Raw genomic sequence first — 19,309 nt, forward strand, 5'->3', positions numbered from 1 at the left:
CCTCGCAAATCCATAGACGATTAGGAAAGGAGCCACTTCCATGCGGGCACAGCATGTACCACGCCGTGTTTGCATGGAATATCGGCCTGCTCATCCATGGTAACGATTACCGACTCGCCAAGATCAAACTGGGCCATCGCGGCATCGAGCGCGGCAATTTCGCGCTCGCGCGTTTTCTCGCTTGTCATATCCACACTTACCTGAATCAGGCCGTAAGCCTGCATGAGCAGTGCATCCCCAGCCACAAAGTCCACCTCATGGCTTTTATTCTTATCTTTAATCAGCAGGCGGCAAACCGAACCGGGCCGCACGGCGGGGGTCCTTCTTCTGAGCGCATTGAACACCGCGGTCTCGAGCCTCTGACCATGATCCAATGCCGATGCGGGGGAGAACGCTCCGAACATCGCAGGATCGACGGCGTAGACCTTAGACGCAGACCGCGTATTATTTGCAAGCGAACGCGTGAACTCCGGCACCGAAAACAGCAGGTAGGCGTCCTCGTAATACTCAAGTAAGTCGCTGAGCGTATTTCGACTGACGGATATCTGTCTGCTCTTGAACTCGTTGTACACTTTGTTCACTGACAGCTCTCGTCCCGAAGATGCCATGCACCGCGCCAGAAACAGCGAGGCCAAACGGGGGTTCTTGACGTCGTAACGTTCAACGACGTCCATGGCGACCGTTCGCGACGCATATTCCTGTAGCAGCTGAATCGCGTCTGCGGGCGTCTGCTCAAGTGTCGCGATGAATCCCCCTCGCTCGAGATATCCGACCAGATGGTGTCGGAGCAACGCTGCATCGCTCGAGGAGAAGGGTGCGTTCGACTCAGGAACGCTCCCCGTCTTATATCGGACGTATTCCGAAAAACTCAACGGAAAAAGCTCTCGCACAAGAGAACGGCCCCTGAACTCGCTCTTAAGTTCTGAGGACAGCATCTTAGAAGAAGATCCCGTCACGTAAACGGTCGCCTTCTCCGTATCGACCACGCGTCGCAGAAACGCACCCCATTCGGGTATTTCCTGGATCTCGTCAAAGAAAAGGTAGGCGCCCTCGCCTCGAGCAGCAGGATATAGTGCATAGAATGTATCGAGCACGTCCGCTAGTAGCGATGGCTCATACGGACGCAAGCGCTCATCCTCAAAATTGAAATATAGCATCCGGTCAAGCTCGACGCCTTGGCCCTGAAGCCGCCGTATCTCCTGATACAGGCGATACGTCTTTCCACAACGACGGGCGCCCACAATCACATATACGATGTTGTCGCGCTTTGGCTCCTGCGGGTTGCCCAGATCAAGGTCGCGCTCAAAGACCTGCGGAATCCCCTGTTGCTCAAAGTCCTTTATTTTTTGAGCCACCAAGTCGTTGAATGCCATAATTCTCCAATCTTGCTCTCCTGCTAATCAAGATTATAACGATTCTTGATTAGCAGGAGAGCAAGATTATGCGTATCTTGATTAATGGATAAGCAAGTTTTCTATTAGTGGCCCCTCCCGGAGGATATCGAGCGGCCGAGGGGGCAGGCATGAACGCCTCTAGCCGAAAACAAAGTAGCTAAAAAAGCCCCGTCCCAAATGAGCTACTTAACGCCAGGGGTCGGCTTCGAAGAGGGGCTCGCGCTCGGGGCGACGATCGCTATAAGGATCGTAGCCGTCGTCATCCTCGTTCTCGGCACGGATATAGGGGTCGCGCGGCTTGGGCACAGGCTTGGGTGCAGGCTTGGGTGCGGCCGGCGCGGCGTTGGCGACCGGCGCATTCGTCTTGTTCTTGTCTATCATCTGCATATCTCCTTGCCATGCAATCGTGTTCAACATTATCGATTGTCGCACGAAAAAGGGCGGCGGACCCAATTGGATCCGCCGCCCTTGGCGTTTAGAGACGGCTGGCAGATTTTAAGGCATGTCCCATAAATCTACTCGGCGTCGGGGACCTCGTAGGTAGCAGACGGCGTGTTATCGCACACGACGGTAAAAGCACCGTCCTTGTCGACATCGACCGTCACCTGATCGCCCTCGCGCACCGTACCGTCGATGATGGCGGCGGCGATGGCGTCCACGACCTCGCGCTGGACCAGGCGCTTGAGCGGACGGGCACCGAACACGGGGTCCAGGCCACCCACGGCGAGCATCTGCTTGGCCGCCGGGGTAATGGCAAGCGTCATGCGCTCCTTGGCCAGACGCGCGCGGACATCGGCAAGCTGGATATCGACGATCTTTTCGATTTGCGCCATGCCGAGCGGATGGAACACCACGATATCGTCGATACGGTTGAGGAACTCGGGGCGGAAGGTTTGAGCCATGGCCGCGTCGACCTGATGGCGCATCTCCTCCTCGTCCTTGCCGGACAGATCGGCGATAGCCTTGGAACCCACGTTGGACGTCATGATGATAATCGTGTTCTTGAAGGACACCTGGCGACCCTGGCCATCGGTCAGACGGCCGTCATCAAGCACCTGCAACAGCACGTTAAAGACATCCGGATGAGCCTTCTCCATCTCGTCGAGCAAGATTACGGAGTACGGACGACGGCGCACGGCCTCGGTGAGCTGGCCGCCCTCGTCGTAGCCCACGTATCCCGGAGGCGCACCGATCAGACGCTGGACGCTGAACTTCTCCATATACTCGGACATGTCGATACGCACAAGCGCGCGCTCATCATCGAACAGGCACTCGGCCAGCGCCTTGGCGAGCTCGGTCTTGCCTACGCCGGTGGGGCCCAGGAAGAAGAAGCTGCCGATGGGCTTGTCCGGATCGGAAAGGCCCGCACGGCTGCGGCGCACAGCTGCGGCGACGGCGGAGACGGCCTCGTCCTGGCCAATGACGCGCTTATGCAGCTCGCCCTCCAGGCCCTTGAGCTTGTCGAGCTCGCCCTGCATCATCTTGGACACGGGCACACCGGTCCAGGCGCTCACGACCTCGGCAATCTCGTCGGAGGTCACCTGCTCGTTGAGACCCTCGCCGTCCTGCTGCTTTTGTGCCTCGAGCGCGGCCTCGGAATCCTGAATCTGCTGCTGCAGACCCGGAATCACGGAGAAGCGCAGCTCGGACGCACGACCCAGGTCGCCGTTGCGCGTCGCGCGCTCCTCTTCGCTCTTGGCCTCGTCAAGCTGGCCCTTAAGCTCCTGCACGTGGTCGATGGCGTTCTTTTGGTTGAGCCAGCCGGCCTTTTGCACGTTGAGCTTTTCCTGGACCTCGGCAATCTCCTGGCGCAGGGCTTCCAGACGCTCCTTGGAGGCGTCATCGGTCTCCTTCATGAGCGCCTGCTCCTCGATCTGCAGCTGGGTGAGCTGACGCGTGGTGGCGTCGATCTCGACCGGCATGCTGTCGAGCTCCATGCGCAGGCGGCTTGCGGCCTCATCGACCAGGTCGATGGCCTTGTCGGGCAGGAAGCGGTCAGCGATGTAGCGATCGGAGAGGTCGGCGGCGGCCACGAGCGCGCTATCGGTGATATGCACGCCGTGGAAGATCTCGTACTTCTCCTTGAGGCCACGCAGAATCGAGATGGTGTCCTCGACGGTGGGCTCGGAGACCATCACGGTCTGGAAACGTCGGGCGAGTGCCGCGTCCTTCTCGATGTACTTACGGTACTCGTCGAGCGTGGTCGCGCCGATCGCATGCAGGTCGCCACGGGCGAGCGCAGGCTTGAGGATGTTGCCGGCATCCATGGAGCCCTCGGTGGCACCCGCGCCCACGATGGTGTGGAGCTCATCGATGAACAGGATGACCTTACCCTCGGATTTTTGTACTTCCTTGAGCACGGCCTTCAAGCGGTCCTCGAACTCGCCGCGGTACTTGGCGCCGGCGACCAGCGCGCTCATGTCGAGCTCGATGAGGTCGCGGTCGCGCAGGGTGCTCGGCACGTCGCCGGCCACGATACGCTGGGCGATGCCCTCGACGATGGCCGTCTTGCCGACGCCCGGCTCGCCGATGAGCACGGGGTTGTTCTTGGTGCGGCGCGACAGTACCTGGATGGTACGGCGAATCTCGTCGGTACGGCCGATGACCGGGTCGAGCTTGCCGGCGCGGGCGAGGTCGCAGATGTTGCGACCGTACTGCTCCAGCGCCTCAAACTGCGTCTTGTCCTCGGCAGACGTCACGCGGTCATCGCCGCGCAGCTCCTCGTAGACTTGCTCGATGCGCTCCTTGGTCACGCCGGCGTCGCGCAGAACGCGGCCGGCCTCGCCCTTGTCCTCGGCAAGTGCCATCAGAAGATGCTCGGTCACCACAAAGCTGTCGCCCATCTTGGTGGCCTTCTTTTCGGCCTTCTCAATGACGCGGACGAGCTCATTGGAAAGACCCATCTGCTGACCCTCGCCCGAAACCTTGGGCGCATGGTCGATGGCATCTTGCGTGGAGCGTGCGAGCTGGGCCGGTTCGGCGCCGATGCGTTCGATGATCACGGAGATATTGCGCTCGCCGGCGCCGAGCAGGGCGGACAGCAGGTGAATCGGCTCCACCGCGCCGGCCTGCGCATCGGCAGCCGTGCTCATGGCGGTCTGCAGCGCCTCGCGCGACGTCATTGCTAGCTTATCGATTCTCATGGAATCACCTCTCTTGGGGTGGCCGCCCTACGGGGCGGCTTCACGTTGTTCGAGAAGTATTGTTGCCAGCTTTGCGCGATCTTATACACAAATCTAAGTCTCTATATATAAGATTTTCTGAGTGATTGAAAGATAGGGAGCAGGTGCGCTCACCCGCTACGGCCTCGTCCCCTTACTATCTCAATCTGTAACATCTAGCGGCTGTTTATGGCTCTAGATGTTACAGATCGAGATGAAATGACCAGCGGCACCCGTTTATCTAAATCTGTAACATCTAGTCAGCAAATAGAGCTCTATCTGTTACAAATCGAGACGAACAGAAAACACCCGGATCAATAATCTAAATCTGTAACACCAGGCCCACTTTTAGCGGCCAAGATGTTACAGATCGAGACAGACCGAAAACCACCACAAAGAGGACAGGCGCCTTTGTGGTGGTTGCAGCCTCTATTTACTTGTCGAGCCCGTACTTCCCGATTCGACGGTCCAGGGCATCTCATCCTCGAACAGCCATGTACGGGCAGACCCACTATCGCGTGCAGTCTGCGGGTCAGGCAAGCAGGTCTGTTTATAGGCATCTTGGATACACTGACCCATAAAATCGTTGAGCTCGGTCTGGTCGCCCTCCATGACATAGGCGACATCGCCGTCCATGATGTAGATGCCCGGCCCCTCATTGCCCTCGTAGCCCGGATCGTACGAGACATCACATAACTTTGCGCCGTTTGCAGTGTCCAGCTCGATGGAAGAGTGGCATCCGCCAACCATGTCGTTCGCTTTTGCCCGATAGGACGCATATCCGTACCAACGCTTAAATGTTTTGCCCTTGAGTAGCTCGGACGCCCTATCGATCAGGCTTGTATCCGTGGTATAGCGCATGGCCCCAAGCTGAATACGCGGATAATTACTAATGCCCAGCGCAGCCGGTTGCTCATCAAAATCAACGGTAATGGTCTCGGGCTTGTCGTCGCCGGTCAGAAGTTCGACAGATTGAGTCACAGGCTTGACCACCGGCTCCGTCACCGCAGCAGGTAGAAACGCCATGCCGACAGTGCCCATGCCAACCACGGCAATCGCAAGCGCCAAAACAATCAATCCAATACGGGCAGGACTTCTCACAGCAAAACACCTCACAATGCAAGCCTTCGCCACCTGCACTAATGATATCGCGGCCAGCACTATTACCAAAAGGAGCTGCTCGTACCCCACCACCACAAAGGTGCCTGTCCCCTTTGTGGTGGTCCCAGTCTTTTTTAGCGTCCTTCAAGACCCAACGAGAACACAGCGACGAAATCGAGAGCCAGCGATAGCCCGTTCGCGCAGATATAGATGGAGATTCAAGACAAGGGTGCCGGCCTAAACGACTTGGCTATCGTACGCCACAACTTTCTCGTCATCGTCCCTGTCGTTTTTATAGTGCTTATAGTGAAAATAGCGAGTTTAGTGAGAATAGTATTGCGCAAAACTCGTGAACTCAATTTTTGACCCCTCGCCCAGAATGAGGGGAGGCAAATATTCCTATTAGAGATCAAATCGAAGCCCAATGGGGCCTTTCAGCCCCCTCATTCCGGGCGGTCGCTTTCTTTTGAATATTGTCGTAAGCTGGTATCACTTATCTTAATGAATGCATACTGTTTGCGAGGTACCCGCCGTGAAACGCTCCACCTATATCGGCCTGCTCGTCTTAGCGTTTGCGATTACCGCAGTCGGCGTAGGAATTATCTATCTCGCATTTCTCCCCGCCTCTGCAACGCAGGCAGCGATTGAGACCGTAAGCTATCCCATCGAAATCCTCACCGATATCGCCAAACCCGATTCGATCACCGTCGATTTTGACGGTACGCCCGCAGCGCTTGGGGTCAGCAACTATCCCCGTATCGAACTTGGGGCCAAGCGCTATACCAAAGATGAGCAGCTTATCGGTAAGGCAGCCAAGTTGCTCAAAGGCAAGACGTTTAAGCGGTGGTACAGCGCCGTAATATATCGAGCCAAGAACAGCCAAATGAATGGCGGGTATCATTCGACCCTTGAACTCGATGCGGCAAACGGGAGCAGACTGTGCAACGTCTCATACGACCCCGGCTACGTGGACAACGAAGGGCCGGGAGTCTATATCTCGGATGGCAACGTGATCTACGTCATGGAAGGCGACCAGACGGCAGTCGTCGATTTTATGGATCGGTGTACCGAGGATGCCTACGAACAAACCTGCGAGCCCGATCCGCAGACAGCGCGCGACAGCGGCTCAGCACGCACTTGGCTATTTGACGATGAAATAACCTGGACCCCATCGAAATAAGAACCCGCCGGACAGGCACCTTTGTGGTGGTCCAAAAAGAAGCCGCCCCAATAAAAAGAGGCGGCATCAGGCCCAGTCTATTTTTGGCGTTCCTCAAGATCCAACGAGAACGTCGCGGTAGCCCCTGCCGCGCCTTTCCCTCGGGCGACCCTCGCGAAGCGCGTGAGCACGAGGGAAAGGTGTGGCAGGGGCGTACGGCAGCGTTACTCGGCAGCGGCCTTGAACTTGTTGTAGTTGATCAGGCAGCCGGCCTTGACGATGGCACGCTCCTCTGCCGTCATATCGGCAATGTAGAGCTCAATCTGCTCGACCGCACCATCGGCGCGCACCACGTAGGCGGCGATGTCCTTCAGGTCGCCATCGAGCGCGGCACGGATACCCGGCACAAAGACGTAATCGCCCACCTCAAAGTTGGGCTCGGCCTCCATCTGGAAGGGCACCATGCCCCAGTTCATCACGTTGGAGCGATAGCGCTTGGTGGCGTACTCGTGGACGATGTTGGCCAGGCCGCCAATTACGCGCTGGCAGCTCGCGGCCTGCTCGCGGGCGCTGCCGTCGCCAGGCTTCTTGGCGTAAATCATGGAACCGAACTCGGTCGCCTTGGCATCGGCCGCGACACCCGCGCCGGCCAGCGCCTCAAACACACCGGCAAGCTCGGCATCGAACGCCGCCAGGTCGCCCGCGGACTCGCCGGCAACGCGACGCTTCTCCACAGCGTCGACCTCCTTGGAGCGACCCACGTAGGCCGGGTCGCGGCGGCTCAGCGTAAACTCAGCCAGGCCCAGCGGGTTGGAGCGGAAGGAGCTCGTCTCGCCCGAGGGAATGAGCTCGTCGGTCGTGGTGACCGGGTCCATGATCTTGGAGCAAACCTTGAGCAGGATGTCGTCGCCGAGCGGCTCCATCGCGGGCCACGGCTTGATGTTGGGGCCTTCGACCAGCTCGTCGGCAGGCTCCGCCTTGCCAAAGCCCCAGTACACGCGCTTCTTGTACGGCGCGTCGTCAAAGGTGTACTCGCAGGCCTCGTCCCAAGTGTCCTCGGGCAGGTCGGTCGCCGGCGTCAGGACGCCGCCGTTGGCAGCCGTTGCCGCAATGGAGCGGGCGTCCATCAGGGCCACGGCGCTCAGCTGGCCATTACCCGGCTTGGAACCCTCGCGGTTGGGGAAGTTGCGCGTGGTGTGACGGATCGAAAGGCCGTTGTTGGCGGGCGTGTCGCCGGCGCCGAAGCACGGGCCGCAGAATGCCGTGCGCACGATTGCGCCGGCCTCCATGAGGTCGTAGATGTAGCCGCGGCGTGTAAGTTCGAGCGCCACGGGCTGGCTCGTGGGATAGACCGACAGCGAGAACTCGCCGCAGCCGGTATTGGCGCCCTTGAGCACGCGGGCAGCCTGGACCACGGAGTCATAGTTGCCGCCCGAGCAGCCGGCGATAACGCCCTGCTGCACGTGCAGCTTGCCGTCGACGATCTTGTCGAGCAGGCTAAAGTGCGTCTTGCCCTCGCCGATCTTGGCGGCCTCGAGCTCCACCTCGTGCAGGATGTCCTCGAGGTTCTCGTTGAGCTCGTCGATCTCAAAGCCGTTGGAAGGATGGAACGGCAGTGCGATCATGGGCTTGATGCTCGACAGGTCGACCTCGACGCAACCGTCGTAGTAGGCGACATCGGCGGGCTTGAGCTCGCGATAGTCGTCGCCGCGGCCGTGCATGGTCAAAAACGCGTGCGTGTCCTCGTCGGTGGCCCAGATGCTCGACAGGCAGGTGGTCTCGGTGGTCATGACGTCAACGCCGTTGCGGTAGTCGGTCGTCATGCTCGCGATGCCCGGGCCCACAAACTCCATGACATTGTTCTTGACGTAGCCCTTGGCAAAGACGGCGCGAATGATGGCGAGCGCCACGTCGTGCGGGCCGACGCCGGGGCGCGGGGCGCCCGTGAGGTAGATGGCCACGACGTCGGGATAGGCGACATCGTAGGTGTCGCGCAGCAGCTGCTTTGCCAACTCGCCGCCGCCCTCGCCCACGGCTATGGTACCCAGGGCACCATAGCGGGTGTGCGAGTCGGAACCCAGGATCATCTTGCCGCAACCGGCGAAGTTCTCGCGCATAAAGGAGTGGATGACGGCGATGTGCGGCGGAACGAAGATGCCGCCGTACTTCTTGGCTGCGGAAAGGCCAAAGACGTGGTCGTCCTCATTGATGGTGCCGCCCACGGCGCACAGCGAGTTATGGCAGTTGGTGAGCACGTAAGGCAGCGGGAACTGCTCCATGCCCGAAGCGCGCGCCGTCTGGATGATGCCGACAAAGGTGATGTCGTGGCTCGCCATGGCATCGAAGCGAATCTTGAGTGCCTCGGGGTCGCCCGACGTATTGTGTGCCTGGAGGATCGAATACGCGATGGTGCCGCGCTTGGCATCCTCGGGTGTCTGCGTAATACCGCGCTCGGCAGCCTCGGCCGCAGGCACAACCTCGCTGCCGCCGCGCAGGTAGATGCCGTCCTCGTACAGCTTGACCATACTGTCTCCCACTCTGCCCAAAAGATTTGGGCGCATAGCATACATTCGTTCAATATCGTGCCATAGAACGGTTGCGAGTGGGTTACGAATCTCTGCGTTCACTTTATCTCAGTAAAGCAGAGGACGAGTTAGGTCCTGGGGAGGCAGACTTAGACGCTCAAATGACGAGAGTGGATAATCTCCCACTTTGAGCCTGCAAACAGGCAAAAAACGGGAGATTATCCACTCTCATTCTGCAGGTACTCATTTAAGTCTGTCCCCAATGAGTGCCTACAGGTCGCCGCCCGTGCCCAGCAGTTTGCGCATGACTTGCTCGGGGTTGACCGAGCCGTCGCGCGGGGCCAGGGCGGTGATCTTCTTCTGCATCTTATACTCGTGCAGCTCGTCCTCGAGCTGGCGCACGCGGGCGCGAAGCTTTTCGTTCTCGCGCTCGCGCTCCTCGGCACGCTCCTTCATATCGAGGATGCGCACCACGCCGGCAAGGTTGATGCCCTCGTCGGTCAGCTGGTTGATGAGCTCCAAGCGCTCGATATCGGCACGCGAATACAGACGCGTGTTGCCGCCCGAGCGCTGGGGGTTCACCAGGCCCTTGGACTCGTAGACGCGCAGAGTCTGCGGATGCATGCCGGTCAACTCGGCCGCCACGCTGATCATGTACAGCGGTTTATTCCTATTGTCCTCGGCCATGCTACCTGACCCCTTTCCGTCTCGTTATCGTCCATCATAAGCCCGCGGGCGCGGGTGTGCGCCACGACCGCCCTAGTATGTCGCCTTGTAACGGTTGACCTTCTCGCGGTAGTCGCGCGTGTCGGCCTCGCGCAGCTTGGCCATGGCATCGCGCTCGTCATCGGATAGGTTCGTGGGGACCTGCACCTTGATCTCGACGAGCAGCGCGCCCGTACGGCCACGGTGTTTAACGTCGGGCGCTCCCATCTCCTTAAAGCGGAACTTCTTGCCCGTCTGGGTACCCGCGGGCACCTTCAGACGGACCGTCGCACCGCCGGGCGTGGGCACGTCCACCGTGCAGCCGAGCGCCGCCTCGTAGACCGAGACCGGTACCTCCATGGTCACATCGGCGCCTTTGCGCTTAAACAGCGGGTGCTCCTCCACGTGCGTGGTCACGACCAGGTCGCCGCGCTCGCCGCCGGCAACGCCATACTCGCCGCGACGCTTGTAGCGTAGCTTGCCGCCGTCGACCGCACCCGCAGGCACCGAGACCGTAATGGTCTGCTGCTCGCCTGTCGAGGGAATGCGATAGGTGACCTTGTGCGTCACGCCGCGGAACGCGTCCTCGGCCGTCACATCGACGGTCAGCGACAGGTCGCCGCCCTTGCGAGCACGGCTGCGGCCCGCGCCGGCACCGGCAGCGCCCGCAGCCCCGGCAAAGCCCGAGCCCCAATCGCTGCCCCAGGCGCCGTTGCCGCTAAAGATGCTGTCGAAGATATCGCCCCAGCCGCTCGCACCGGCGCCGGCACCGTAGCCGCCGCCATACGCGCCGCCCGCGCCCGGCATGCCGCCGAACATGAGCATCTGGTCGTACTCTTTGCGCTTCTTCTCGTCCGAAAGCGTCTCGTAGGCCTCGCTGATCTCCTTGAACTTGGCCTCGTCGCCGCCGGCATCGGGGTGATATTTTTGCGCGAGCTTGCGAAACGCGCTCTTGATCTCTTTGTCGGAGGCGCTCTTGGATACGCCCAGGATGTCATAGAAGGTTTTGCCTGCAGCCATCGTAGCTCCTCTCCTGTTTCATCCGCCGCCCAGCGGGCGGCGGCTCATGCTTTCATATGGCACTAGGTCAGAAAGGGCCCCGGGTGTTGCCCCGGGGCCCTTCTCAATTACTCCTCGGTGCTCTCGGCCGTATCGGCCGTAGCATCCTCGGGCGCCGCTTCGGGCTCCGGTGCGGGGCGCTTCTCGCCACCGTAGGTCACCGTCACCATCGCGGAACGCAGGATGCGATCCGCCATGCGGTAGCCCTTCTGGTACACGTCGTTGACGGTCTCGTCGTACTGCGATGCGTCCTCGACGCGACCCACAGCCTGGTGCTCGAGCGGATCGAACGCCTCGCCCTTGGGGTCGATGGGCTCAACGCCCTCGTGCGCAAACACATCGAGCAGCTTGGCATGCACCGCGTCGACGCCATCGACGAACTGCTTAAAATCGTCGGAAAGCTCCTGGCTACGGGCATGGTCGATCGCGCGCTCGATATCGTCAATCACCGGCAGCAGCGCAGTGACAAGCTTCTCGGTCGCGCGCTCGCGCTCAGCGATGCGCTCGTTGGCGGTGCGGCGACGAAAGTTCTCCCAGTCGGCCTGTAGACGGGCAGTGCGCTCGGTGGCGTCCTTTGCCTTGTCCTCGGCAGCCTTCTGAGCCTCTGCCGCAGCATCGAGCTCGCTGCGCACGTCGGTAAGCTCCTTTTGGGCCTGCTCGAACTTGAGCTTAAAGTCGTTGTCGGCGGCTTCCTCACCGGCGCGGATAGCGGCTTCCACCATCTCGTCCTCGGTCATCGTCGCCTCCTTGTTGGAATCCTCTACCTGGTTCTCGGCAGCCTCGGCGGCCGGGGCCTCGTTGGCCTCGGTATCGTCGACGGCCTCTACGGGAATCTTCACGTCCTTCTCCTCAGAGTCAACGGGGGCGGCGCCAGTGGCGGCCGCCTCCGTGCGAGCTTTACGGGCGGACATGATTACTTGTCCTCGTCGTCCACAACCTCGTAGTCGGCGTCGACAACGTCATCGTCGGCAGGCTGGGCGCCGGCGGCACCGTCGGTCTGCTGCTGAGCGTCGGCGTAGACAACCTGGGCCAGCTCGTAGGCCACGGACTGCAGGGACTCGCCAGCGGCCTTGATGGCCTCGACGTCAGAGCCCTCGAGCGCCTTCTTGGCGTCGGCGATAGCGGTCTCGGCCTTGGACTTCACATCGGCGGAAACCTTGTCGCCCAGCTCGTTGAGGGTCTGCTCGGTGGAGTAGCACAGGCTATCGGTCTGGTTGCGGACCTCGACCTCTTCCTTCTGCTTCTTGTCCTCCTCGGCATGAGCCTCGGCGTCCTTGACCATACGATCGACTTCGTCGTCGGACAGAGCGGTGGAGCCGGAAATGGTGATCTGCTGCTCCTTGCCGGTGCCCTTGTCCTTAGCGGAGACCTTGACGATGCCGTTGGCGTCGATGTCGAAGGTGACCTCGATCTGCGGCACGCCGCGGCGGGCAGCCGGGATACCGGTCAGCTGGAACTTACCGAGCGACTTGTTGTCGCGGGCAAGCTCGCGCTCGCCCTGGAGCACGTTGATCTCGACGCTGGTCTGGTTGTCGGCAGCGGTGGAGTAGACCTCGGTCTTGGAGGTCGGGATCGTGGTGTTGCGGTCGATCATCTTGGTCATGATGCCGCCCATAGTCTCGACGCCCAGCGACAGCGGGGTAACATCGAGCAGCAGGATGCCCTCGACGTCGCCGGTGAGCACGCCGCCCTGGACGGCAGCGCCGTCGGCAACGACCTCGTCGGGGTTCACGGACATGTTGGGCTGCTTGCCGGTCATGGTCTTGACGAGCTCCTGGACGGCGGGCATACGGGTGGAGCCGCCGACGAGGATGACCTCGGTCAGATCGGAGAGCTTGAGCTTAGCGTCGCGCAGGGCGTTGGTGACAGGCTGCTTGCAGCGCTCGAGCAGGTCGCGGGTGATCTTCTCGAACTCGGCGCGGGTCAGCGTGTAGTTGAGGTGCAGCGGGCCGGACTGGTTCATGGTAATGAACGGCAGGTTGATGGTGGTCTGCTGGGCGGCGGAGAGCTCCTTCTTGGCGTTCTCGGCGGCCTCCTTCAGACGCTGCAGGGCCATGGGGTCCTGACGCAGGTCGACACCGTTCTCCTGCTGGAACTTATCGGCCATCCAATCGATGACGCGCTGATCCCAGTCGTCGCCGCCCAGGTGGTTGTCGCCCGAGGTGGACAGAACCTCAAACACGCCGTCGGCGAGGTCGAGGATGGAGACGTCGAAGGTGCCGCCGCCCAGGTCGAAGACCAGGATGCGCTGGTCGGTGCCCTGCTTGTCCAGGCCATAGGCAAGAGCAGCAGCAGTCGGCTCGTTGACGATACGCTTGACGTTGAGGCCGGCGATCTTACCGGCGTCCTTGGTGGCCTGACGCTGGGCGTCGTTGAAGTAGGCCGGGACGGTGATGACGGCGTCGGTGACGGTCTCGCCCAGATACTTCTCGGCGTCGGCCTTCATCTTTGCGAGCGTCATGGCGCTCACCTGCTCGGCGGTGTAATCCTTGCCCTCGATGTCGACGACGGCACGGCCGCCCTGGCCCTCCTTGACCTCATACGGCACGGTCTTGATCTCGGAGGTGCACTCGGAGTACTTGCGGCCCATGAAGCGCTTGATGGAGAACACGGTGTTCTTGGGGTTGGTGACAGCCTGGTTCTTAGCGGCCTTACCCACAACGCGGTCGCCGTCGGCACGGAAGCCCACGACGGACGGGGTGGTGCGGTCGCCCTCGGCGTTCACGATAATGGTCGGAGAACCGCCCTCGAGAACGGCCATGGCGGAGTTAGTAGTACCAAGGTCGATACCAAGAATCTTACTCATTAGAAATTCCCTCTCTCTTTTGCGTTCGCGTCGCCTCGACGGTCTGTCGCGCGGCGCTTCGGCTTGTCTTTCAGGATGTAGTGTATCCCCTTATGGGCTGGAATATACAAAATCTAAGTCAATTCATATAAGATTTCTTATCTCTGAGAGTTTAGGTTCTCAAATGTGCAGGTAGATGCACTGATTGAGTTCTCGGCACATCTATCGAGATCTATGTAGAGATGGCTGAGGTTTTGGTCCGGGGGTGCCTGGGGGTGCCTTGCGGAAAGCTCGTCCCGGTTTGAGCGTGGATTCCGGGTCGCAGTTTCCGCTAGCGGGCTCAACCGGAAACTGCGACCCGTTTTTCGGCCAAATAACGGGACACCCTTTCCGCAGGCGCGCTCAACAGCTCAATATTTCAAGTCACCTTTAGCTAACATTTGCGCAGCTCAACGGCCCCACCTGCGCGTTTTTTAGTAAACCTTGGCATACTCGGCGAACGGTATGAAGATGCCGGCCAGAGGGTATTGCAAACGGTCGCTCCCGTGGTATGTTTTTGCCCGAATCAAACCGGCGCGCATCGCCTGTAGCGTCGGTCAACAGAGAGGAAACTACCATGGCTCATCCCGTAATTGATGCCGACGAGTGCATCGCTTGTGGCGTTTGCGTCGACTCCTGCCCCGCTGGCGTTCTGGAGCTCCAGGACGTCGCTACCGTCGCTGACGAGGACTCCTGCGTCGCCTGTGGCGCTTGCCAGGACGCTTGCCCCGCCGGCGCGATCACCGAGATCGTCGAGGAGTAACAACTCCCCCACTTGCACACTCACAAGTACACCGTGCACAAAAAAGGAGGCCTCCGCATCGCCGCGGAGGCCTCCTTTTTTGTGCGGATAACCAATTAGGCACCATCGCAGGTTGAGCTCACGTCAGCGAAAACGTCCCTAAGCGAGCAAGGTGACGTGAAAGAGGAGGGAAGCGTACTTTGGTACGCGACCGACGATTGAACGTCAGATTGCCGCTTAGGGACGTTTGCAGCATCGGCTACAACAGATCGTCCTCGTAGGGCATCAGGTCTGCCAAATAGCCTTTCTCCTTGAGTATGGCCTCGATCTCGTCGAGGGTTTGCTCATCCTCTGCCGCAATGCGGTGGAAGTGATAGCCGCTCGTCACCGTTAGTAGTGGAAAGCTCTTGCCGCTCTCGATATCGTGCAGGTAGCGCTCAACATCGCGACGATTGCGGATGTCCAGGTCGGCCGTGATCTTACCGTACACGCGGTGATTGACGATCACGTTGAGCACGGCGCCGCCGGCGTCGACGATACTCGTGAGCTCATCGCCTGCCTGCTCCACGCTGTGGCGAACCTTGACCAAGCGCGTGGGCACGGCGGGGCTGCTGGGGGCCTCCTGCAGCACGTAACCGCGGTTGGTTGCCACGACATCGTGCCCATCGGCGCGCAACAGGGCAATATCCTGAACCACGACCTGGCGGCTCACGCCAACCTCGCGGGCAAGTGCGCTGCCCGAAACGGGCTCCCTGGCTCCCTCGAGCACGCCCATGATGGCACGACGGCGCTCGCGGGCGTTCATTATTTACCGTCCAGCAGACGCAGGTGCTTAAGCGAGAGGTCGAGGATCGGGGCGGAGTGTGTCAGCGCGCCCGAGCTAATAAAGTCGACGCCCAGATCGGCCAGGGCGCGAATATTGCTGGCGTCCACATTGCCCGAACACTCAGTCTTGGCGCGACCGGCGATAAGCTCGATAGCGGCGGCCATGTCGTCGTGGGTCATGTTGTCGAACATGATGATGTCGGCGCCGGCTTCCACGGCCTCGCGCACCATGTCCAGGTTCTCGCACTCGATCTCGACCGTCGTGGTAAACGATGCATGGGCGCGCGCCATCTCAATCGCGCGCGCCACGCCACCGGCGGCGTCGATGTGGTTGTCCTTGAGCATGACGGCCGTCGACAGGTTGTAGCGATGGTTGCTGCCGCCGCCGATCTCAACCGCCGCCTTCTCGAAAACGCGCATGCCCGGCGTGGTCTTGCGTGTGTCGACAAGCACGGTCTTGGTACCCTCGAGCGCCGCTGCCATTCTGTGCGTATAGGTAGCGATACCGCTCATGCGCTGCAGGTAGTTGAGCGCCACGCGCTCGCCCGAAAGCAGCACGCGCGCATCGCCGCGCACCTGGCCCACGTGGTCGCCGGCGTGCACCTCGTCACCGTCGGCAACATCAAACAGCACCGAGCTCTGCGAATCCAGCAGCTCAAAGGTGCGGGCGAACACATCCAAGCCCGCGATGATGCCATCGGCCTTGGCGATGAGCTCCACCGTGGCGGGGCGCGCCGTGGGGCACACGCTCGCCGTGCTCACGTCCTCAAACGTAATGTCCTCGCGTAGAGCCTGCAGAATCAGATCATCGACGACGAGCTTCATGGTAATGGGATTCATGGTCTACTCCTCCACGGCCTGCGTGCCGGCGGCACGGGCCAAATCATCGATTGCCAGGGAGTCGGCGCTCAGGGCGCGATGACGCCCGTCGAGCGCGGGCTCGCCCGCCTGCTCCACGGCGAGCGACTCGCCGGTGCGCATGTACCACGCGGCGCGACGACCCCAGACCAGCGCCTCGAGCAGGCTGTTGGAAGCCAGGCGATTCTTGCCGTGCACGCCGTTGCAGGCCGTCTCACCGGCTGCGTAGAGCTCGGGCATCGAGGTGCGGCCGTCCTTGTCGACCCACACGCCGCCCATAAAGTAGTGCTGCGTAGGCGTAACGGGGATGGGCTCGTCCAAGATGTCGCGGCCGTCCTCCAAGCAGCGTGCGCGAATGTTGGCAAAGTGCCCGGTCACTACATCGCGCTCGACGGGGGCAAAGCTCAGCCACTCGTGCTCGGTACCGTCCCGCTTCATCTGCTCGCGAATAGCGGCAGCGACCACATCGCGCGGCTGAAGCTCGTCGGTAAAGCGCTCACCGGCGGCGTTGAGCAAAATCGCGCCCTCGCCGCGGCAGCTCTCGCTGATCAGGAAGGTGCGGCCTGGCTGCGGCGAGAACAGTCCCGTGGGGTGGATCTGCACGTAGTCCAGGTGCTCCATCTTAATGCCATGCTCCTGAGCGATGTAGCAGGCATCGCCCGTGAGCTGCGGATAGTTGGTCGAGTGGTCGTATATGCCGCCGATGCCGCCCGTTGCCCACAGCGTGTGGCGGGCATGGATCTTAAACGGCTCGCCGGCATGCGCGCCCTCGGCGGCATTTATCAGCTCGTCGGCGGGGCGGACCGAGTTGTCCTCGTCCACGGGAACGGCGACGACACCGGCACACACCGTGGCGCCGTCACGCTCGCCCGTCAGGATGTCGGTCATGGCCACGTGCTCCAAAATCTGCACGTTATCCAGTTTGCGAACGGCCTGAAGCAGCTTGGTCGTGATCTCCTTGCCCGTAATGTCGGCATGGAAGGCAATGCGGGGGCGGCTGTGCGCACCCTCGCGGGTAAAGTCGAGGCTGCCGTCGGCCTTGCGCTCAAAGTCCACGCCCATCGCCAGCAGGTCGTTGATGACCGAGCGGCTCGAGCGGATCATGATGTCGACGCTCTCGCGGCGGTTCTCGTAGTGGCCGGCGTGCATGGTGTCCTCAAAGAAGGCGTCGTAGTCCGAGCCCTCGGGCAGCACGCAAATGCCGCCCTGCGCGAGCATCGAATCGCACTCGTCGACAGCGCCCTTGGAGAGCATGATCACGCGCGTGCTCGTCGGCAGATTGAGGGCCGCGTACAGGCCCGCCACGCCGCAACCGGCAATGACAACGTCGCACTCCATGTCGGGGTATTGTTTGGTTTCCACAGGAATCCTCTCCCTTGTTATGTGACATAAGGGACTGTCCCTCATGTCACATTGGCTTAGCGCGCCGCGTACTCGAGCATGCGGTCGAGCGTAAGTTTGGCCTGGTCGGCGGCCTCGTCCGACACGCCGATCTGCACCTCGCCCTCGCCCGTCTCCAGGCAGCGCACGAGTTTTTCGAGCGTGATGAGATCCATGTTGACGCAGGTGGGCTGCACCGCGGGGAAGTAGAACTTTTTGCCGGTGCCCTCGCAGCGGCGCTCGAGCTCGTAGAGCACGCCGCGGACCGTCACGATAATGAACTCGCTCGCGTCGGACTCCTCGGCGTACTTGATGATGCCGGCGGTGGAGCCGATGTAGTCGGCCTCGGCCAAGACGTCGGCCTTGCACTCAGGATGCGCCAGCACGAGCGCGTCGGGGTGGGCCTCCGTCGCGTCAACGATCTGCTCGACGGTGATGATGTGATGGCGCGGGCAGTAGCCGTTGTTGAGGATGACGTGCTTTTGGGGCACCTGCTCGGCTACGAAGCGGCCCAGGTTCTGGTCGGGAATGAACAAGATGTGCTGCTGCGGCAGCTCGGAGACGATCTTGACGGCGTTGGAACTGGTGACGCACACGTCGCTCCAGCTCTTGATCTCGACCGTCGAGTTGACGTAGCACACTACGGCCAGGTCGTCGCCATACTCGGCGCGCGCCGCGTCGACCGTCTCGAGCTTGACCATATGAGCCATGGGGCAATCCGCGCCCGGCTCGGGCAGCAGCACGGTCTTGGTGGGGTTGAGCAGCTTGGCGCTCTCGCCCATAAACTCCACGCCGCACAGCACGATGGTCTGCTGCGGCAGGCTCTTGGCAAGCTTTGCCAGGTAGAAGCTGTCGCCGACGTAATCGGCCACAGCCTGGACCTCGGGCGCCACGTAATAGTGCGCCAAGATCACCGCGTCGCGCTGGGTTTTAAGTTGCTGAATGGCCTCGACGAGCTCTGCGGGCACCAATGCTGCGCGCTCCGTTGCCGTCGTTGCCGATGCCAGGCCGGCCGCGATATCGCGTGCAAGCTCCGATGCATCCATGTTCGCGCTCTGTGCCATCAAGGCCCCTCTCTTTTGGCGAATCTTGGGGCTTTAGTATGACACCTAGGTTTACAGCTGACAAGACAGCTGTAAACCTAGGTGTAAAGTTGAAATAAAGATTCGATCATGCGGCAGGTCCATTTTCGAACTGGCAAGCTGAGGATAGCCGAAAATGGACCCGCCCCATGATTCGAGCAGCCCGTTTTGTCCTGGACCAAGGGGCAGTGGTCAAAAAGGGCCAAATATGAGTACTGTCACCAAATTAGTAGCATCGATTTTCCGGTCCAGAGCAGCAAAATCGCCTTGTTTGGAGCCCGATTGCAACTCTGAAGGACGAAAATCGATGCACTTTTGGCCTCTGGCACCGATTTTTGAGGCCATTTGGCTGCCACCAAACTGGTAACAGTACTCATATTTGGCCCTTTTTGACCACCGGGTTTCCGGCAGGCCCCAAAAGCGGGCCCGAATCGCTCGATCCGGGCCCGCTGGGGGTAGCGAGCACAATCGAGGTGTAAGAAGCAAGAGAGGGC

The 19,309-nt window shown here is 60.8% G+C and carries 15 protein-coding genes; 2 read left to right on the top strand and 13 right to left on the bottom strand.

Going from position 1 to position 19,309, the window contains the following annotated elements; translation table 11 throughout:
• Window positions 1-20: 20 nt before the first annotated feature.
• The 4 genes from AQ996_RS02635 to AQ996_RS02650 form a co-directional block, all read right to left on the bottom strand.
• Complete coding sequence (locus AQ996_RS02635; RefSeq protein WP_055250796.1) at window positions 21-1,373, bottom strand: ATP-binding protein; 1,353 nt, start codon at window positions 1,371-1,373, stop codon at window positions 21-23.
• Between the two features lie 207 nt (window positions 1,374-1,580).
• Complete coding sequence (locus AQ996_RS02640; RefSeq protein ID WP_233502698.1) at window positions 1,581-1,775, bottom strand: hypothetical protein; 195 nt, start codon at window positions 1,773-1,775, stop codon at window positions 1,581-1,583.
• A 134-nt stretch (window positions 1,776-1,909) separates the two neighbouring features.
• The gene (gene clpB / locus AQ996_RS02645; protein ID WP_055250800.1) at window positions 1,910-4,537 is read right to left on the bottom strand and encodes an ATP-dependent chaperone ClpB; all 2,628 of its coding nucleotides are present in this window, start codon (window positions 4,535-4,537) and stop codon (window positions 1,910-1,912) included.
• Between the two features lie 447 nt (window positions 4,538-4,984).
• Complete coding sequence (locus AQ996_RS02650) at window positions 4,985-5,656, bottom strand: hypothetical protein (RefSeq protein WP_148315810.1); 672 nt, start codon at window positions 5,654-5,656, stop codon at window positions 4,985-4,987.
• Window positions 5,657-6,188: 532 nt separating this feature from the next.
• On the opposite strand from AQ996_RS02650, the gene AQ996_RS02655 reads away from it, so the two are divergent.
• Entirely contained in the window at window positions 6,189-6,836 is a 648-nt protein-coding gene (locus AQ996_RS02655) for a hypothetical protein (RefSeq protein ID WP_055250805.1), read from the top strand.
• Between the two features lie 203 nt (window positions 6,837-7,039).
• Here the strand turns inward: AQ996_RS02655 and AQ996_RS02660 are convergent, their stop codons facing one another.
• The 5 genes from AQ996_RS02660 to dnaK form a co-directional block, all read right to left on the bottom strand.
• Window positions 7,040-9,340, bottom strand: coding sequence for a hydratase (locus AQ996_RS02660; RefSeq protein WP_055250807.1), 2,301 nt, complete (start codon window positions 9,338-9,340; stop codon window positions 7,040-7,042).
• A 270-nt stretch (window positions 9,341-9,610) separates the two neighbouring features.
• A complete protein-coding gene (locus AQ996_RS02665) occupies window positions 9,611-10,027 on the bottom strand; it encodes a heat shock protein transcriptional repressor HspR (RefSeq protein WP_055250809.1) in 417 nt (138 codons plus the stop codon).
• A gap of 72 nt (window positions 10,028-10,099) precedes the next feature.
• Entirely contained in the window at window positions 10,100-11,065 is a 966-nt protein-coding gene (locus tag AQ996_RS02670) for a DnaJ C-terminal domain-containing protein (RefSeq protein ID WP_055250811.1), read from the bottom strand.
• A 107-nt stretch (window positions 11,066-11,172) separates the two neighbouring features.
• The gene (locus AQ996_RS02675) at window positions 11,173-12,015 is read right to left on the bottom strand and encodes a nucleotide exchange factor GrpE (RefSeq protein WP_148315812.1); all 843 of its coding nucleotides are present in this window, start codon (window positions 12,013-12,015) and stop codon (window positions 11,173-11,175) included.
• Window positions 12,016-12,017: 2 nt separating this feature from the next.
• Window positions 12,018-13,910 (bottom strand): molecular chaperone DnaK, encoded by a 1,893-nt coding sequence (gene dnaK, locus AQ996_RS02680; protein ID WP_055250813.1) that lies wholly within the window; start codon window positions 13,908-13,910, stop codon window positions 12,018-12,020.
• Window positions 13,911-14,439: 529 nt separating this feature from the next.
• Here dnaK and AQ996_RS02685 point away from each other — a divergent pair.
• Entirely contained in the window at window positions 14,440-14,691 is a 252-nt protein-coding gene (locus AQ996_RS02685) for a ferredoxin family protein (RefSeq protein ID WP_158564522.1), read from the top strand.
• A gap of 238 nt (window positions 14,692-14,929) precedes the next feature.
• Here AQ996_RS02685 and AQ996_RS02690 read toward each other — a convergent pair whose 3' ends face one another.
• From AQ996_RS02690 to nadA, 4 genes are read right to left on the bottom strand one after another with little or no spacing between them, the layout of a single operon-like run.
• Window positions 14,930-15,475: a transcription repressor NadR gene (locus AQ996_RS02690; RefSeq protein WP_055250815.1), complete on the bottom strand. Its 546-nt coding sequence runs from the start codon at window positions 15,473-15,475 to the stop codon at window positions 14,930-14,932.
• Window positions 15,475-16,335 carry a carboxylating nicotinate-nucleotide diphosphorylase gene (gene nadC / locus AQ996_RS02695; protein WP_055250817.1) on the bottom strand — a complete coding sequence of 287 codons (861 nt, stop codon included), beginning with the start codon at window positions 16,333-16,335 and terminating at the stop codon, window positions 15,475-15,477. The genes AQ996_RS02690 and nadC overlap by 1 nt, the downstream gene beginning before the upstream one ends.
• 3 nt (window positions 16,336-16,338) lie before the next feature.
• Entirely contained in the window at window positions 16,339-17,715 is a 1,377-nt protein-coding gene (locus AQ996_RS02700) for an L-aspartate oxidase (RefSeq protein ID WP_233540510.1), read from the bottom strand.
• 56 nt (window positions 17,716-17,771) lie between these two features.
• Entirely contained in the window at window positions 17,772-18,797 is a 1,026-nt protein-coding gene (gene nadA / locus AQ996_RS02705) for a quinolinate synthase NadA (RefSeq protein ID WP_082435489.1), read from the bottom strand.
• Between the last annotated feature and the right edge of the window lie 512 nt (window positions 18,798-19,309).

It is taken from the genome of Collinsella aerofaciens, from assembly GCF_001404695.1.
Lineage (GTDB): Bacteria > Actinomycetota > Coriobacteriia > Coriobacteriales > Coriobacteriaceae > Collinsella > Collinsella aerofaciens_E.

Bases quoted from the DNA above. Each gene is read 5' to 3' on its own strand.
- AQ996_RS02640 (WP_233502698.1), bottom strand. From the start codon at position 1,775: ATGATAGACAAGAACAAGACGAATGCGCCGGTCGCCAACGCCGCGCCG.
- AQ996_RS02675 (WP_148315812.1), bottom strand. From the start codon at position 12,015: ATGTCCGCCCGTAAAGCTCGCACGGAGGCGGCCGCCACTGGCGCCGCC.
- AQ996_RS02635 (WP_055250796.1), bottom strand. From the start codon at position 1,373: ATGGCATTCAACGACTTGGTGGCTCAAAAAATAAAGGACTTTGAGCAA.
- AQ996_RS02685 (WP_158564522.1), top strand. From the start codon at position 14,440: ATGTTTTTGCCCGAATCAAACCGGCGCGCATCGCCTGTAGCGTCGGTC.
- AQ996_RS02670 (WP_055250811.1), bottom strand. From the start codon at position 11,065: ATGGCTGCAGGCAAAACCTTCTATGACATCCTGGGCGTATCCAAGAGC.
- AQ996_RS02660 (WP_055250807.1), bottom strand. From the start codon at position 9,340: ATGGTCAAGCTGTACGAGGACGGCATCTACCTGCGCGGCGGCAGCGAG.
- AQ996_RS02665 (WP_055250809.1), bottom strand. From the start codon at position 10,027: ATGGCCGAGGACAATAGGAATAAACCGCTGTACATGATCAGCGTGGCG.
- clpB (WP_055250800.1), bottom strand. From the start codon at position 4,537: ATGAGAATCGATAAGCTAGCAATGACGTCGCGCGAGGCGCTGCAGACC.
- AQ996_RS02690 (WP_055250815.1), bottom strand. From the start codon at position 15,475: ATGAACGCCCGCGAGCGCCGTCGTGCCATCATGGGCGTGCTCGAGGGA.
- nadC (WP_055250817.1), bottom strand. From the start codon at position 16,335: ATGAATCCCATTACCATGAAGCTCGTCGTCGATGATCTGATTCTGCAG.
- dnaK (WP_055250813.1), bottom strand. From the start codon at position 13,910: ATGAGTAAGATTCTTGGTATCGACCTTGGTACTACTAACTCCGCCATG.
- nadA (WP_082435489.1), bottom strand. From the start codon at position 18,797: ATGGCACAGAGCGCGAACATGGATGCATCGGAGCTTGCACGCGATATC.